Source organism: Janthinobacterium sp. CG_23.3, assembly GCF_046115965.1.
GTDB lineage: Bacteria > Pseudomonadota > Gammaproteobacteria > Burkholderiales > Burkholderiaceae_D > Janthinobacterium.
The window spans coordinates 22,845-38,276 of the sequence record NZ_JBJXIB010000052.1 but is presented as its reverse complement, the minus strand read 5'-3'; the positions used below and the strand labels follow the sequence as shown (position 1 = coordinate 38,276).

9 protein-coding genes and 1 tRNA gene are annotated in these 15,432 nt (G+C 64.5%); 6 read left to right on the top strand and 4 right to left on the bottom strand.

What is annotated here, in order from left to right; all coding sequences use genetic code 11:
* Positions 1-301: 301 nt before the first annotated feature.
* Positions 302-1,741: a S41 family peptidase gene (locus tag ACFDR9_RS13980; protein ID WP_409031372.1), complete on the bottom strand. Its 1,440-nt coding sequence runs from the start codon at positions 1,739-1,741 to the stop codon at positions 302-304.
* Between the two features lie 93 nt (positions 1,742-1,834).
* Positions 1,835-2,251 (bottom strand): hypothetical protein, encoded by a 417-nt coding sequence (locus ACFDR9_RS13975; protein ID WP_409031371.1) that lies wholly within the window; start codon positions 2,249-2,251, stop codon positions 1,835-1,837.
* A gap of 27 nt (positions 2,252-2,278) precedes the next feature.
* Between ACFDR9_RS13975 and ACFDR9_RS13970 the strand changes: the two genes are divergently transcribed.
* Entirely contained in the window at positions 2,279-4,522 is a 2,244-nt protein-coding gene (locus ACFDR9_RS13970; protein WP_409031370.1) for a TonB-dependent receptor plug domain-containing protein, read from the top strand.
* Between the two features lie 200 nt (positions 4,523-4,722).
* Positions 4,723-6,786 (top strand): M13 family metallopeptidase, encoded by a 2,064-nt coding sequence (locus tag ACFDR9_RS13965; protein WP_409031369.1) that lies wholly within the window; start codon positions 4,723-4,725, stop codon positions 6,784-6,786.
* Here ACFDR9_RS13965 and ACFDR9_RS13960 read toward each other — a convergent pair.
* Positions 6,776-8,938, bottom strand: coding sequence for a putative bifunctional diguanylate cyclase/phosphodiesterase (locus ACFDR9_RS13960; RefSeq protein ID WP_409031368.1), 2,163 nt, complete (start codon positions 8,936-8,938; stop codon positions 6,776-6,778). The two genes, ACFDR9_RS13965 and ACFDR9_RS13960, sit on opposite strands and share 11 nt — an antisense overlap.
* A gap of 214 nt (positions 8,939-9,152) precedes the next feature.
* On the opposite strand from ACFDR9_RS13960, the gene ACFDR9_RS13955 reads away from it, so the two are divergent.
* The 3 genes from ACFDR9_RS13955 to ACFDR9_RS13945 all read left to right on the top strand — a co-directional run bounded on the left by ACFDR9_RS13955 (position 9,153) and on the right by ACFDR9_RS13945 (position 13,997).
* A complete protein-coding gene (locus ACFDR9_RS13955) occupies positions 9,153-11,222 on the top strand; it encodes a M13 family metallopeptidase (RefSeq protein ID WP_409031367.1) in 2,070 nt (689 codons plus the stop codon).
* Between the two features lie 200 nt (positions 11,223-11,422).
* Complete coding sequence (locus ACFDR9_RS13950) at positions 11,423-13,327, top strand: methyl-accepting chemotaxis protein (RefSeq protein ID WP_327075766.1); 1,905 nt, start codon at positions 11,423-11,425, stop codon at positions 13,325-13,327.
* A 352-nt stretch (positions 13,328-13,679) separates the two neighbouring features.
* On the top strand, positions 13,680-13,997 hold the full coding sequence (locus ACFDR9_RS13945) for a DUF6506 family protein (protein WP_327075744.1): 318 nt from the start codon (positions 13,680-13,682) through the stop codon (positions 13,995-13,997).
* A gap of 225 nt (positions 13,998-14,222) precedes the next feature.
* On the opposite strand, the gene ACFDR9_RS13940 is transcribed toward ACFDR9_RS13945, so the two are convergent.
* The gene (locus ACFDR9_RS13940) at positions 14,223-14,804 is read right to left on the bottom strand and encodes a c-type cytochrome (RefSeq protein WP_327075743.1); all 582 of its coding nucleotides are present in this window, start codon (positions 14,802-14,804) and stop codon (positions 14,223-14,225) included.
* Positions 14,805-15,001: 197 nt separating this feature from the next.
* Between ACFDR9_RS13940 and ACFDR9_RS13935 the strand changes: the two genes are divergently transcribed.
* Positions 15,002-15,077, top strand: a tRNA-Arg gene (locus ACFDR9_RS13935).
* Positions 15,078-15,432: the final 355 nt, after the last annotated feature.

Below are 15,432 nucleotides of genomic sequence, written 5' to 3'. Positions count from 1 at the left end.
GCTACGCAAGCAAGGCCATGGCATGCTTGAGGTTCTGCTCCGGGCCTTCAACGGTAATCCTATCCCGCTTGCCGCATAGCGGCTGAACAGTCACGAAATATTCATGGGACGGACCCGGTTTATTTCAATGTTGTACGTCGATTATAGGTGCTGGCCGCAGACGCAAACGAAACCAGGGGCGTCACCCCGGGGCCAGACCTGATGGTCTGGTCCCGGCTCGTTGCCGCTGGTTTTTTTGATTGTGGCGGCGCGCCAACGGCGCCGTCCATAAAAAACGGCGCCTCGAAGGCGCCGTCGTCACTTATTTTTTCCCGGGAATCTTCTTCGGATCGCTGACCTGCACGATCGCCGAGTCCGACTTGGCCAGTTGCACCGGCAAGCCCTTCAAATGGTTCAGCGCCTGGCCCAGTTGGAAGTCGTCCTTGCTGCCGTATTCCAGCGGCTTGCGTTTCTTCTCCATCGCGACGATGCGCATCTGCTCCTCCAGCTCGTCGCGCCCGCCCTTGACCGCTTCCTTGTCGCGGTCGTTGCTCAGGTGCTTTTCCAGGTCGGCTTCGCGGGTGCGCAGGCTGTTCAAGCCGTCGCCGTCGGCGTTCTCGTCAACCAGCAGGTCGGGCGAGATGCCCTTGGCCTGGATCGACCGCCCCTTCGGCGTGTAGTAGCGCGCCGTGGTCAGCTTGACGGCGGTGTCGGCCGTCAGTTGGCGGATGGTTTGCACCGAACCCTTGCCGAAGGTCTGGCTGCCGATGATGGTGGCGCGCTTGTAGTCCTGCAGCGCGCCGGCGACGATTTCCGAGGCCGAGGCCGAGCCGGTGTTGACCAGCACCACCATCGGCACGCTCTTGACCGCCTCCGGCAGCTTGGCCAGCGCGTCGGCCTCGCTGCGCAGCGCGTAATATTCGGCGCGGCCGTAGAAAATCTGTTTCGAGTCGGGCAACTGGCCGTTGGTCGAGACGATCGCCGCGTCCTTCGGCAGGAACGCCGCCGACACGCCGATGGCGCCCTGCAGTACGCCGCCGGGATCGTTGCGCAGGTCCAGCACCAGGCCCTTCAGGTTCGGGTCCTGCTGGTACAGTTCGGTGATCTTGGCGGCCATGTCGTCCACCGTCGGCTCCTGGAACTGCGCCACGCGCAGCCAGGCGTAGCCGGGTTCGACGATTTTCGCCTTCACGCTCTTCTGGTGGATTTCCTCGCGCGCGATGATGAACACCAGCGGCTGCGGCTCGTCCTTGCGGGCGATCGTCAGCGTCACCTTGCTGCCCGGCTCGCCGCGCATTTTCTTGACCGAGTCGTCCAGGCTCATGCCCTTGACCGGCGTGGCGTCGAGCCGGGTGATCAGGTCGCCCGCCTTGATGCCGGCGCGGTAGGCCGGCGAATCCTCGATGGGGGCGACGATCTTGATGTAGCCGTCCTCGCTCAGGCCGATTTCAATGCCCAGGCCGACGAACTTGCCCTGCGACCCCTCGCGCAGTTCGGCGTAGGCCTTCTTGTCGAGGTAGGCGGAGTGCGGGTCGAGCGACGCGACCATGCCGGTAATGGCCTCGGTCAACAGTTTCTTGTCCTCGACCTGCTCGACATAGTCCGACTTGATCAGGCCGAACACGTCGGCCAGCTGGCGCAACTCTTCGAGCGGCAGCACCGGCTCGACCTGCTTTTGCGCCATCGCGGAAAACTGCAGCGAGACGGCGACGCCGGCAATGACGCCCAGGCCCACCAGGCCGGTATTTTTGAGTTTGCCCATGTTTCACCTGTCGATGCTAAAAATACACGCCGGTCCGGAAGGAGCGGCGCTACGATCCAGTATAGCCCCGAATCTTTGCTAGCGTAATGGGCGCTACGATTTTGCTGACGCAACCCTACTGTACGCCGATTTGGCGCCGTCGCAAGACTGTTTTGCCGCTGTTTTGTCAGCGCCGCGGCGGCCGTGTAATGTTTTTGTTGAAGACCGTAAGAAATTGTAAATAGCCGCGCCGCGCGCCGGCTGCCGCCCTATAGTCGGCTTGCAACTTCCCTGTACTTGTAATGGTTTTTCGCCTGCGCCGATACCGACGCAGGCTTTTTTTTCGAATGATTTCCTAGCGCCGGGAGGGCGCCGCCGTGGCGCGGCATCCGCGCCGATGTCGATGTCGATGTCGATGTCGATGTCGATGTGTATCGTAAAGTAAAAAACGCCGCCCCGGGCCGCCGTTGCGCCGCCATGGCGCATAGAATACGCCCATTGACAGTCCCAGCCGCCGCCATGACTTGGCACGGCGCCACCTCCTAATTCCACGCCCCCATGAGTCCATTGATCCCCGCCGCCTGCCTGATTTTGCTGGGCGCCAGCGTCGGCGCGGCGCAAGCGGCCGGCCAGAGCGCGCCGGCCGCCAGCGCCGATCCGACGCCCGCCAGCCAGAGCGCACCACCGCCCGCGCCCGCCGCCGACGCCAAGGCGCCCGCGCCGGCGCAGGTGATCGTCAACGGCAGCCGCGCCAGCGACATGGACGCGCGCCGGCAGTCGACCGCCGGCAAGCAGATCTACGGCCGCGAGGAACTCGACCGCAACGGCGACAGCAACCTGGGCGACATCCTCAAGCGCCTGCCGGGCGTGACGATGGGCGGGCGGCCCGGGCGCGGCGGCGAGATCCGCATGCGCGGCCTGGGCAGCGGCTACACCCAGGTGCTGCTGAACGGCGAGCGCGCGCCGCCGGGCTTTTCGATGGATACGCTGTCGCCCGACCAGGTCGAACGCATCGAGGTGATGCGCGGCCCGGTCGCCGAGCACAGCACCCGCGCCATCGCCGGCACCATCAACATCGTACTGCGCGACGGTTATCAGCAGCGCGACAAGCAACTCAAGCTGAGCGACACGATCGAGCAGGGCCTGCACGCGCCCAACGTTTCGCTGCTGGTGCCGGGCAAGGTTGGCGCGCTGACCTACACGCTGTCGGCGTCGGTGTTTGAAAACCGCCAGCAAGACGGCAGCGCCACGCACAACCGCGACACCGAGGCCGACGGCGACGTCGTGAAACAGCAGGACCTGTTCGAGCGGAGCGAACGGCGTGGCCGCGGCATCCACCTGACGCCGCGGCTGTCGTATAAATTCGACGGCGGCGACACGCTGAACTTCCAGCCTTTTTTAATGAGTTCGCGCAGCGACGGCGCCAGTAGTAGCGCGCTGGCGCAAAGCATCGGGCCGCTGCCGCCCGAATACGCCGACGCGCGGGCGCGCTCGCAGGCGTCGAGCACCTTCCTGCGCGGCTTCGGCAACTGGCTCCACAAGTTCGAGGGTGCCTCCAAGCTCGACGTCAAGTTCGGCTTCGGCCGCGGCCGCAGCGCCAGCGACGCCCAGCGCGAGCAGTTCGACGACGGCGGCGCGCTGCTGAACCGCATCGTCGACAGCGACGCCACCCGCGACCGCAGCGCCAACACCGGCGGCAAATACACCACGCCGCTGGGCCAGGGCCACTTGCTGGCGGCCGGCTGGGACGTCGAATGGAACCAGCGCGAGCAAAGCCGCGTGTCGCTCGACAACGGCGCGCCGCAGTTCGCCGACTCGGGCGACAACCTGCGGGCCGACACGCGCCGCTTCGCCGGCTTCGTGCAGGACGAGTGGGACATCACGCCGCAATGGTCGGCCTACTTCGGCCTGCGCTGGGAAGGCATCCGCACCACCAGCAGCCGGGCCGGCGCCGATATCGCCAACCAGAGCCGGGTCTGGAGCCCGCTGCTGCACGGCGTCTGGCGCATTCCGGGCAGCGAAAAGGACCAGGTGCGCATGAGCCTGACGCACAGTTACAAGGCGCCGCCGCTGGCCGACCTGATCGCGCTGCCGTCGCTGTCGCGCCTGAACAGCGCGACCCGGCCCGACCGCACCGGCAACCCGAACCTGAAGCCGGAGCTGGCGACCGGCCTCGACGTGGCCTACGAACACTACCTGGGGCGCAGCGGCATCGTCAGCGCCAGCGGCTTCGTGCGCGACATCGACAATCTGATGCGGCGCGACACCACGCTGCAACACACCGCGACCGGGCCGCGCTGGGTCTCGACGCCGACCAACATCGGCAAGGCGCGCACCAGCGGCATCGAACTGGAGGCCAAATTCCAGCTGGCCGAGTTTGTCGAGAACGCGCCGGCGATTGATTTCCGCAGCAACTACAGCCGCTTCTGGTCCGACGTCGACGGCATTCCCGGCCCCAACAACCGGCTCGACCAGCAGGCCAAGGCCAGCGCCAACGTCGGCCTCGACTACCGCATGAAGGATGTGCCGCTGACGCTGGGCGGCAGCTTCAACTGGAGCCCGGGCAGCACCGTCCGGACCAGCCTGAGCGAAACCGTGACCGGCGGCGCCAAGCGCGCGCTGGACCTGTACGGCCTGTGGAAGTTCAACCCGCGCACGCAATTGCGCGTTTCCGCGAGCAACCTGCTGGCCGACGACGCCGACAGTGGCCGCCTGGTCTACACCAACGGCCTGGCGCAGATGGCCGAAACCAGCGCGCGCACCTACGCCGTCTGGAGCGTCCGGCTCGAAACCAAGTTCTAAGCCCCGGGGTTAAGCCCCGGTTTTTACACGCAAGTTTGCTGCGCATCAATACGCCAAAAAAAACCGCCATATCGAGACCCGACCCCAGAGTGTAGGGGCGTGCGCGTGGAAAATCGTTGGGGGCCGTGCTACATTTGCACCCGGCGCGCCCGGCCATTCCGCCCGGCGGCCTTTTCTTACCTGCCCCATAAGGACACTTTGTGAAACGATATCTTTTGAGTGCGTTGACCTTGACTCTGCTGGCCAGCTTGAGCCACGCCGCCGACACCGCGCAGTCCCAGCCGGCCGCCGCCGCGCCGCGTTCCGGCGTCGACGTGCAGTACATCGACGCCGGCGTGCGCGCGCAGGACGATTTTTTCGCCCATTTGAACGGCCAGTGGCTGAAGACGACCGAGATCCCCGCCGATAAGTCGAGCTGGGGGTCGTTCGCCAAGCTGCGCGACGATACGCTGCCGCAATTGCGCGCCATTGTCGAGGCGGCCCAGCAGGCCGGGCAGGGCGGTGGCGCCAAGGCCGGCGCCGCCGCCGCCGAGCAGCAAAAAATCGGCGATCTGTACGCCAGTTATATGGACGAGAAGCGGCTCGACGCGCTGGGCGCCAAGCCGCTCGCCGGCGAGTTCAGCCGCATCCGCGCCTTGCGCGACAAGAAGGCGATTCCGGCGCTGGTCGCGCATCTGGCGCAGATCGGCGTGGCCGCGCCGTACGCCATCTATATCGGCCAGGACGCGCGCGCGTCGACCCGCTACGCCGTGTATGTCAGCCAGAGCGGGCTGGGCATGCCCGACCGCGATTATTACCTCGACGCCAAGCTGGCCGAGGTCAAGGCGAAGTACCAGTTGCACGTCGAGAAGATGCTGGCCCTGGCCGGCGGCAAGCGCGCCGGCGCCGACGCCAAGGCGGTGGTGGCGCTGGAAACCGCGCTGGCCCAGGTGCAGTGGACCAAGGTCGAGAACCGCGACCCGGTCAAGCGCTATAACAAGGTCGCGCTGGCCCAGCTCGACGCGCTCACGCCCGGCTACGATCTCCGCGGCGGCATGGCGGCGGCCGGCGTCGCCGCCAAGGTCGATTATGTGATCGCCAGCCAGCCCAGCTATCTGGGCGCCCTGCAAAAGATCGTCGAGCAGACCGACCTGGCGACTTGGCAGGCGTATTTCGAGTGGCAGTTGTTGCGCAGCTACGCGCCTTATCTGTCGAGCGATTTCGCCGACGCCCATTTCGCCTTTTACGGCACCACCATCACCGGTGTGACGGCGCAGCCGCCGCGCTGGAAGCGCGGCGTCGCGGCGGTCGAGGGCGCGCTGGGCGAGGCGGTCGGCAAGCTGTACGTGGCGCGGCATTTCCCGGCCGAGCGCAAGGCGCGCATGGAGACGCTGGTGCGCAACCTGATGCTGGCCTACCGCCAGAGCATTGACACGCTCGACTGGATGAGCCCGGAGACCAAGCGCGAGGCGCAGGCCAAGCTGGCCAAGTTCACGCCGAAGATCGGTTATCCGAGCAAGTGGCGCGACTACGGCGCGCTGGCGATCGCCCGCGGCGAGCTGGTGGGCAATATGATGCGCGCCGCCGATTTCGGCTACAAACGCCAGTTGAACAAGCTGGGCATGCCGGTCGACCGCGAGGAGTGGGGCATGACGCCGCAGACGGTGAACGCCTATTACAGTTCGACGATGAACGAGATCGTGTTCCCGGCGTCGATCCTGCAGCCGCCGTTCTTCGACGCCGGCGCCGACGACGCCGTCAACTACGGCGCCATCGGCGCGGTGATCGGCCACGAGATCAGCCACGGCTTCGACGACAAGGGCAGCCAGTCCGACGGCGACGGCAATCTGCGCGACTGGTGGGGCGCGCAGGACCGCAAGAACTTCGCCGCCAAGGCCGACGCGCTGGTCCGGCAGTACAGCCGCTACAGCCCGCTGCCGGGCTACCAGGTGAACGGCGAGTTGACGCTGGGCGAGAACATCGCCGACAACTCCGGCCTGGCGGTTGCCTACAAGGCTTACCGGCTGTCGCTGGGCGGCCAAGACGCGCCGGTGATCGACGGCCTGAGCGGCGACCAGCGCTTTTACATGGGCTTTGGCCAGGTCTGGCGCAGCAAGATGCGCGAGCCGCAGCAGATCGTGCAGATCAAGTCCGATCCGCATGCGCCCGGCCAGTTCCGCGCCAACGGCACGGTGGTCAACCAGCCCGGCTTCTACGACGCGTTCGACGTCAAGGAAGGCGACAAGATGTATCTGGCGCCGGAGCGGCGCGTCATCATCTGGTAGGCCGAGGCGCCGGCGGCGCGCGCACGCGCTCGCGCGGCCCCTTGCCGGCGCCCAGCAGCAGCGCGAAGTCGCGCGGCGGCAGCGCCGCCGAAAACAGGAAACCCTGGGCGTAGTCGCAGCCGGCGGTTTTCAGCCAGTGGCGCTGTTCGGCCGTTTCGACGCCTTCGGCGATCACTTTCAGGCCGAGTTTGTGCGCCATGACGATGATGGTTTCGGCAAAGACCCGGCTGTCGCCGTCGGCGGCCGTGTCCTGCACGAACGACTGGTCGATTTTCAAGTAGTCGACCTTGAATTTCTTCAGGTAGGCCAGCGACGAGTAGCCGGTGCCGAAGTCGTCGATGGCCAGTTCGATGCCGGCGCTGTGCAGGTCGTCGAGCTTGGTCCTGACCCACGGCAGGTCGCTGAGCAGCACCCCTTCGGTGATTTCCACACTCAGGCAGTTGCTCTCGGGGCCGCTGCGCGCCAGGTAGGTGTCCCAATTCTTCATCCGCGCCTTGCTCATGAATTCCACCGGCGACTTGTTGACGCTGATTTGAAACGGCGCGCCCAGCCATTCGCCCCACTGGCGCGCGGTGGCCGCCGCCTGCCCCAGCACCCAGTCGCCGATTTCGCCGATCAGGCCGGTCTCCTCGGCCAGGCCGATGAATTTGTCCGGCAGCATCAGGCCGGTCTGCGGATGGCGCCAGCGCAGCAGCGCCTCGGCCTTGACGATGCCGCCGCGCGCCAGGTCGACGATGGGCTGGTAGTACACCGCCAGCTGCTGCTGCGACAGCGCGCGGCGCAGCTCGTCGATCATCTTCAGGCGCACCCAGGCCGCCTCGCGCATGCCGGCGGTGAAGAAGCTGAAGCGGTTGCGTCCGCTGTTCTTGGCCACGTACATGGCCTGGTCGGCGTTGCCGAGCAGGTTCTCGGGCTTGTGCGCGTCCTGCGGGTAGAGCGTGATGCCGATGCTGCAGGAAATTTGCACCTCCTTGTTGCGCACCTTGAAGGGCAGGGCCAGGGCGTCGAGGATGGCCTGGGTCAGGATTTCGACGTGGCCGATCTTGCTGACGTCGCCGAGGATGACGGTGAACTCGTCGCCGCCCAGGCGCGCCACCGTGTCGGTGTCGCGCACGCAGGCGCTGATGCGCTGCGCCACCTGCCGCAGCAACTGGTCGCCGGCGTCGTGGCCGAGGCGGTCGTTGACCTCCTTGAAGCCGTCCAGGTCGATGAAAAACAACGCCAGCGGCAGGCCGCTGCGCCCGGCGCGTTTGACTTCTTGTTCGAGCCGGTCGCGGAACAGGCTGCGGTTCGGCAGGTTGGTCAGGAAGTCGTAGGTGGCGCTGCGGCGGATGCGCTGCTCGGTTTGCTTGCGCTCGGTGACGTCGCGCGCGCTGCCGGCGATGGCCTCGACCTTGCCCTGCCGGTTGGTCACCGGCACCAGCAGGAAGTCGTAGGTCGCGCAGGTCGCCCGGTCCCCGCCCTCGAGCGGATACGGCATTTCGCCGCGGTGGATGAGCTTGCCGTCGATGACGCGCCGGAAGTACTGGCGCAGGTCGGCCGCCGCCGGCGCGCCCAGCTCGGCCAGGGTCTTGCCGACGATTTGTTGCAGCGAGCGCTGGTACACATTGGTCAGCGCCTTGTTGGCGTAGATCAGCCTGCCGTCCAGGTCGAAAATATAGTTCAGGTCGGGCGACGACGACAGCAGCGTGTCGAACAGGCGGGTGAAGCGCTCGCTGTCGCTGGCGTAGCGCGCCAGCGACTCGCTCAGGGCCTGGTCGAGCGCCTCGTTGAAGCGGGTCAGCTCGGCGACGGCGGCGCGCTCGCCGGCCGCGACGGTGTTGCGCCATAGCCGCAGCACGCTGGCGCGCAAGGCGCGGTATTCGGCCATCGCGTCGTTGATGCTGAAACCCTCGGCGACGCGCGCCGCGCCGTGCATTTCGGCCTCGCTGGCGGCCTTGCCGCGCGGTCCGCGGCCCTTGGATTTTTCATCCTGCTGCAGGTCGCTCTGCGCCTGGTCGAGGTCGTCGGCGATCGCGCCCAGGATACCCCGGGCATGGTCGCGCAGCGCCTCGGTGTCCATGCCGCGCGCCGACGGGATTTGCTTGGCAAACTGTTCCCACTGCTCCAGGATGGAATCGGTCCGCGCGCGTATAAAGTCCGATAGTGTCATGTGCTTTGCGTGCCGTGGTCGTACCATCGTTAGACCGCGGAAGCGTAATTAGTTCGGGCGCCGCGCGGCGCGCGCCGTGGTCTTTTCGTCTTTATGGCAAGCTGGCTAACGGTATGGCGCGGCTCTATGATACAGTCGAAAAATCCGGCCAGCCGATCCGAACGCTGGTCAGGAATCTCAGGCGTTACCGCTGTTAAACTTGATAAGGAATGATGTGAAACGATATTTACTTAGCGCATTAACTTTGAGTCTGCTGGCCGGCGTCGCCGGTGTTGCCGGCGCGGCCGACGTGGCCAAGCACGCCGTCGCCAAGAGCGCCCCGGGCGGCGCTGCGCCGGTGTCGGGCATTGCCGTCGAGTATGTCGACGCCGGCGTGCGCGCGCAGGACGATTTCTTCAACCATTTGAACGGCAAGTGGCTGGCCGCGACGGAAATCCCGGCCGACAAGGCGAGCTGGGGCAGCTTCGCCAAACTGGCCGACGACACCCAGCCGCAGTTGCGCGGCATTATCGAGGCGGCGGCCGCCAACCCGAACCGCGCGGCCGGTTCCGACGCCCAGATAATCGGCGATTTTTACGCCAGTTACATGAACGAGCAAAAGCTTGAGCAACTGGGCCTGGCGCCGGTGGCGCCGTTCCTGGCCCGCGTCGCCGCGCTGAGCGACAAGAAGCAGATTCCGGCGCTGCTGGCGACCTTCAGCAAAATGGGCGTGGGCGCGCCGTACGACTTCGGCATCCACCAGGACGCCAAGGATTCGACCAAGTACGTGGCCGACTTCGCCCAGGGCGGCCTGGGCCTGCCCGACCGCGACTACTATCTGGAGGCCGACAAGGCCCCCCTGCGCGCCACCTACCTGAGCCACGTCGAGAAGATGCTGGCGCTGGGCGGCGACGGCAACGCCGCCGCCAACGCCAAGGACATCGTGGCGCTGGAAACGGCGTTGGCCAAGGTGCAGTGGAGCAACGTCGAGAACCGCGATCCGGTGAAGGCCTACAACAAGCTGGAACTGGCGCAACTGGCGGCGTTGACGCCGGACCACGACTGGCAGCCGTATCTGGCCGAGGCCGGCATCAGCGGCAAGGTCAGCTACGTCATCGTCAGCCAGCCGAGCTACCTGAAGGGCTTCAACGCGGTGCTGGAAACCACCCCGCTGGCGGTGTGGAAGGCGTATTTCCAGTGGCACCTGCTGCACAGCACCGCGCCCTACCTGAGCAAGGCCTTCGTCGACGAGAACTTCGCCTTCTACGGCACGGCGCTGACCGGCGTGACGGAGATGCGGCCGCGCTGGAAGCGCGGCGTCGGCGCGGTCGAGGCGGCGCTGGGCGAGAGCGTCGGCAAGCTGTACGTCGAGCAATACTTCCCGGCCGAGCGCAAGGCGCGCATGGAGGTGCTGGTGAAGAACCTGATGGTGGCTTACAAGCAGAGCATCGACAAACTTGACTGGATGAGCCCGGCCACCAAGAAACAGGCGCAGGACAAGCTGTCCAAGTTCACCACCAAGATCGGCTATCCGAACAAGTGGCGCGACTACAGCGCGCTGACGGTGGCGCAGGACGACTTGCTGGGCAACGTGCTGCGTTCGCGCGCGGTCAGCCACGCGCGCGAAGTCGACAAGCTGGGCAAGCCGATCGACCGCGACGAGTGGGGCATGACGCCGCAGACGGTGAACGCCTATTACAACCCGGAACTGAACGAGATCGTCTTCCCGGCCTCGATCCTGCAGCCGCCGTTCTTCGACGCCAACGCCGACGACGCGGTCAACTACGGCGCCATCGGCGCGGTGATCGGCCACGAGATCAGCCACGGCTTCGACGACCAGGGCGCGCAGTACGACGGCGACGGCAACTTGCGCGACTGGTGGAGCAAGGCCGACCACAAGAACTTCGCCGCCAAGACCAAGCAACTGGTGGCGCAGTACAACGCCTTCAGCCCGGTCAAGGGCCACCACGTCAACGGCGAGCTGACGCTGGGCGAGAACATCGCCGACAACTCCGGCGTGGCGATCGCCTACAAGGCCTACAAGCTGTCGCTGGCCGGCAAGAAGGCGCCGGTGCTTGACGGCTTCACCGGCGAGCAGCGCTTCTACGCCGGCTTCGCCCAGGTGTGGCGCATGAAGATGCGCGAGGCGCAGCAACTGGTGCTGCTGAAAACCGACCCGCATTCGCCCGGCCAGTTCCGCGCCAACGGCACCATGCGCAACCAGCCCGGCTTCTACAGCGCCTTCGGCGTCAAGCAGGGCGACAAGATGTACCTGCCGCCGAAAGAGCGCGTCATCATGTGGTAAGCCGGTTTCCGGTGTGAGGTAGAGCTGCCGCCCGGTTCGCGCCGGGCGGCATTTTTTATGGGCGCGCGATGTGTTGCGCCGGCAGGCGGTCTTGTTTCCTCGTTGACAGCGCGGATTGAAGCGTTTATATCTATACGGCAACGTAAACAAGCGTCGCACCATCCACCGCGCGCCATTCGAGAGGAAGTATTTTGACAGACATGTTCCGCACCAGCCAATCCCGTTTCATCACCCTGTTCAGCCTGGTCTTCGTGGTGCTGCTGGTGATGACGCTGGCCGTCATCCATTTTTTCGTCACGCCGGACCTGAAGCGCACCGAGGGCATGGTGATCGGCTTTGACGTGAGTAAAATTTCCACCAAGATCACCGAGCAACTGCGGCAGGTGGAGGCGCAGCAGCGCAGCATCACGCAGACGGTGGCGCTGATGGACAGCGCGGCCATCGACGTCTTGCTGCCGGGCCTGGTCGACCAGTATTCCGACCCGAACGTCTTCGGCGGCGGCATCTGGCCGCTGCCGAAGAAGCGCGATCCCGAGCGCGACAAGTTCAGCACCTTTTTCGCCCGCGACGCCGCCAACAAACTGGTCGTCAACACCCATTGGAATTCGCCGGAGTCGCTGAAATACTTCGAGCAGAGCTGGTATTTGGGCGGGCTCAAGTCGGCAAAGGGCCATTGCGACTGGGCCAAGGCCTACAAGGACGACGCCAGCGCGCAGCCGCGCACCAACTGCGCCATGCCGATCTACAAGGACAACGAGCTGTACGGCGTGGCCACCATCGACGTCACACTGGGCTTCTTCAACCGCCTGGTGGCCGACATGGAGGCGGCGATCCACGCCCAGATCCTGATCGTCGAGCGCGACGGCAAGATTGTCAGCAACAGCTCCCACATCAAGGGCGAGATCGTGCTCAAGAAGGTCGACGACCTGGCGGCCAGCTCGCCGATGGCGGCGGAAATCGCCCGCCTGCTGCCCAAGCTCGACGCCCAGGGCGCGGCGGAATCGGCCTACCGCGACGACGGCAGCCACCACACGCTGTTCTTGAAGGCGATTCCGGGCAGCCCGTGGGTGCTGGCGACCGGTTTGCCGACCAGCCAGCTGACCGAGCAAAGCGAGCGCATCCTGGGCAAGCTGGGCATGGTGCAAATTCCCATCGCGCTGCTGCTGCTGGCCATGTTCATCGGCTGCATCCGTCTGTTCATGGGCCGCCTGGGGGTGCTCAAGGCCAACATCGACGCGCTGTCGGCCGGCGACGCCGACCTGACGCGGCGCCTGCCGGGCGGCGGCGGCAGCGAGTTCAACGACGTTGCCGGCAGCTTCAACAACTTTATCGAACGGTTGCAGCAGATGATGCGCGAAATCGGCCGCAGCACCGGCTCGATCGCGCTGGCCTCGCGCGAAATCGCCAGCGGCAACCAGGACCTGTCGGCGCGCACCGAAGGGCAGGCCAGCGCGCTGGAGCAGACCGCCGCGTCGATGGAGGAGCTGACCGGCACCGTCAAGCAAAACGTCAGCAGCGGCCACGAGGCCAACCGGCTGGCGCTGGACGCCTCCAAGGTGGCGGCGCAGGGCGGCGTGGTGGTGGCGCAGGTGGTCGACACGATGGGCGCGATTGAACGCTCGTCGAAGAAAATCGCCGACATCATCAGCGTCATCGACGGCATCGCCTTCCAGACCAATATCTTGGCGCTGAACGCCGCCGTCGAGGCGGCCAGGGCCGGCGAGCAGGGCCGCGGCTTCGCGGTGGTGGCGTCGGAGGTGAGGAATTTGGCGCACCGCTCGGCGGCGGCGGCCAAGGAAATCGGCGCGCTGATCGTTGAATCGGTGCACAACGTCGATACCGGCACCAAACTGGTCGACCAGGCCGGCGCCACCATGCAGGACATCGTTGCCGGCACCAACAAGGTGGCCAACATCATCGGCGAAATCCTGCTGGCGAGCCAGGAGCAGGAAACCGGCATCGGCCAGGTCAACCAGGCCATCGTCCAGCTCGACGACACCACCCAGCAGAACGCCGCGCTGGTGGAGCAGGCGGCGGCGGCGGCGCAGTCGATGCAGCAGCAGACCAGCAAGCTCGAGCAGATTATCGGCGGTTTCAAGCTGTAACGCGCCGCGCGCGTCGGGCGCCGCCGCCGATTCGGGGTCAGACCCCAATTGTAGCGGCTCGCGTTTGAACGCGGTCGTGTTCGCATTCGCCGCCGTTTTCGGCTCACACCACACTACCTGAAGATCGTCTCGTTAAAACCTAGACGACCAGGCAAGGATGGATCGGATATGCCGCATCTAGCCATTTGAGACGCACAAAACGTCTCATGTCGGCGTCACGCAAAGGTAGACCAATACGCTACAATTCATCCGCCACGGTCGCTCATCAACCGGCCCGTGGCGGCCCGGTGTGTGACGAATGCAAGTCGAAGCGGTTTCCAGGCGCAACATAATTCTGACATAAGGCGTTTCCATGGCCCTCACCCAGTTTGCAATGATCATCAAAGGACCTGGTTACGACCCAGCTATCCATCGCGCCTCAATAAATTCGCCTCTATTTTCGACGACCATTGTCTGCGTTTCGTCGTTTGAAGAGGCCGTTGTTGCCGCGAAAAGCTTGACTGAGCAGGGTATCCAATTGATCGAGTTGTGCGGTGGGTTTTCCAAAGAACAAGCATCTGCTCTACAAGTTTCTTTGGCGATTACAGTTCCAGTCGGTGTGGTGCAATACTCCTTCGAGGAGCAGCACAGTCTTGCTAAGCTTTTTGGCAAGCCAGCGTCACCTCACTAAATGGGCGACGGTGAGTGCCCACTTCCGGGAAATCGCTACGTCCGCTCTGGGGCGGCTCATTTGCAGGTATTGCGAACCGTTACACATAGGGGTCTGGCCTCCAGCCCGTCACCCTTGGTCGGTGTTGGTATTCAGCCTCACAGCGCCGCAACAACCATACAAAAAGCCGCCCGGTTGCCAGGGCGGCTTTTTTAGCAACGCGCCGGTTAAACCGGCGCCAATCGATTATTTCTTGACTTCAGCTGCTGGCGCTGCCGCGGCTGCGGACGCGTCGGCAGGGGGCGCCGGGGCGGCTGGTGCCGGAACCGCTGGCTCCTTGAACTTGGCGCCGGAACCGTTGGCCATGTACACCACGGCGCGCGCGACTTCAACATCGTCCAGATCCGGGTTGCCGCCTTTGGCTGGCATGGCGCGGATACCTTCGATAGCGTGCTTGAGCAGCGTGTCGTAACCTTGGGCAATGCGGCCCGACCAGGCGGCGTTGTCGCCCAGTTTCGGTGCGCCGGCGGCGCCGGTGGCGTGGCAGGCGGCGCAAATGGCGGTGTACACGGCCTCGGCGGCTTGCAATTGCTTCGGCGCGTTCGAATCCTTGAGCGTGAAGCCCTCGTCGGCAACCGGGCGCAGACGCTCGGCGACCACTTGCGGGTCTTGGCTGTCGGAACCGCGGCCGGTCAGTTTTTCAGCAGTGACGTACTGCACCAGCAAAACAATACCGATGACGGTGACGAGGAAGAAGCCTGCAACTGCAGCAACGAGTTGCTTAGGCGTTCTGATGGCGGATTCGTGTTCGTTGTGTGCGTCGCTCATGATTTCCTTACAATTTTCGAGGCTGGTGGCAGTGCGGCGTATCGTTTTTGCATGTCTCGATGCAAACCTTCGCCAAACCCGCGATTATAGACTCAAAGAATCCGCTTTGGAATGCAATTTCCCCGAGATACGACACTTTCCATGGACGGACGCGCAGAAAGGCGGTATCCTTCGGTTCACTTCAGATTTTCCCCAGCGCGGCTGTAGCTCAGTGGATAGAGTATTGGCCTCCGAAGCCAAGGGTCGTGGGTTCGATCCCCGCCAGCCGCACCAGTTTTCCTCAAAAAATCAATTACTTAGCCACTGCGTTGTAGTGCAATGTTTCGCAGATTAGTGCGCAAATTGGCACACTCACTGTGCCAAAATTGTGCCATTCCAATCCTATTTGGCCAAAGTGTTACAGACTCTGTGGCATGGTCAAAAGTTACCTGCCTGAGGTAATTACCTTTTTTGACGTAAAAAGAGGTAATTTGGTACATCACGTGTTTTTTTTCTTGCGCCTACGCCCGTAGATTTTATGTCGGTGATTCATCCTGGCCACGCCTTACAGCGCCTCAGAGGATGGGCAGCAGTATTGGTTAGCAGATCATCTCAATGCCTAAGGGGGCGGCTCATGAGCTACCGAGTT

What these genes read in the sequence shown, in the direction of transcription:
- ACFDR9_RS13980 (WP_409031372.1), bottom strand. Translation starts at nt 1,741, where the DNA reads ATGGGCAAACTCAAAAATACCGGCCTGGTGGGCCTGGGCGTCATTGCC.
- ACFDR9_RS13950 (WP_327075766.1), top strand. Translation starts at nt 11,423, where the DNA reads ATGTTCCGCACCAGCCAATCCCGTTTCATCACCCTGTTCAGCCTGGTC.
- ACFDR9_RS13945 (WP_327075744.1), top strand. Translation starts at nt 13,680, where the DNA reads ATGGCCCTCACCCAGTTTGCAATGATCATCAAAGGACCTGGTTACGAC.
- ACFDR9_RS13940 (WP_327075743.1), bottom strand. Translation starts at nt 14,804, where the DNA reads ATGAGCGACGCACACAACGAACACGAATCCGCCATCAGAACGCCTAAG.
- ACFDR9_RS13970 (WP_409031370.1), top strand. Translation starts at nt 2,279, where the DNA reads ATGAGTCCATTGATCCCCGCCGCCTGCCTGATTTTGCTGGGCGCCAGC.
- ACFDR9_RS13960 (WP_409031368.1), bottom strand. Translation starts at nt 8,938, where the DNA reads ATGACACTATCGGACTTTATACGCGCGCGGACCGATTCCATCCTGGAG.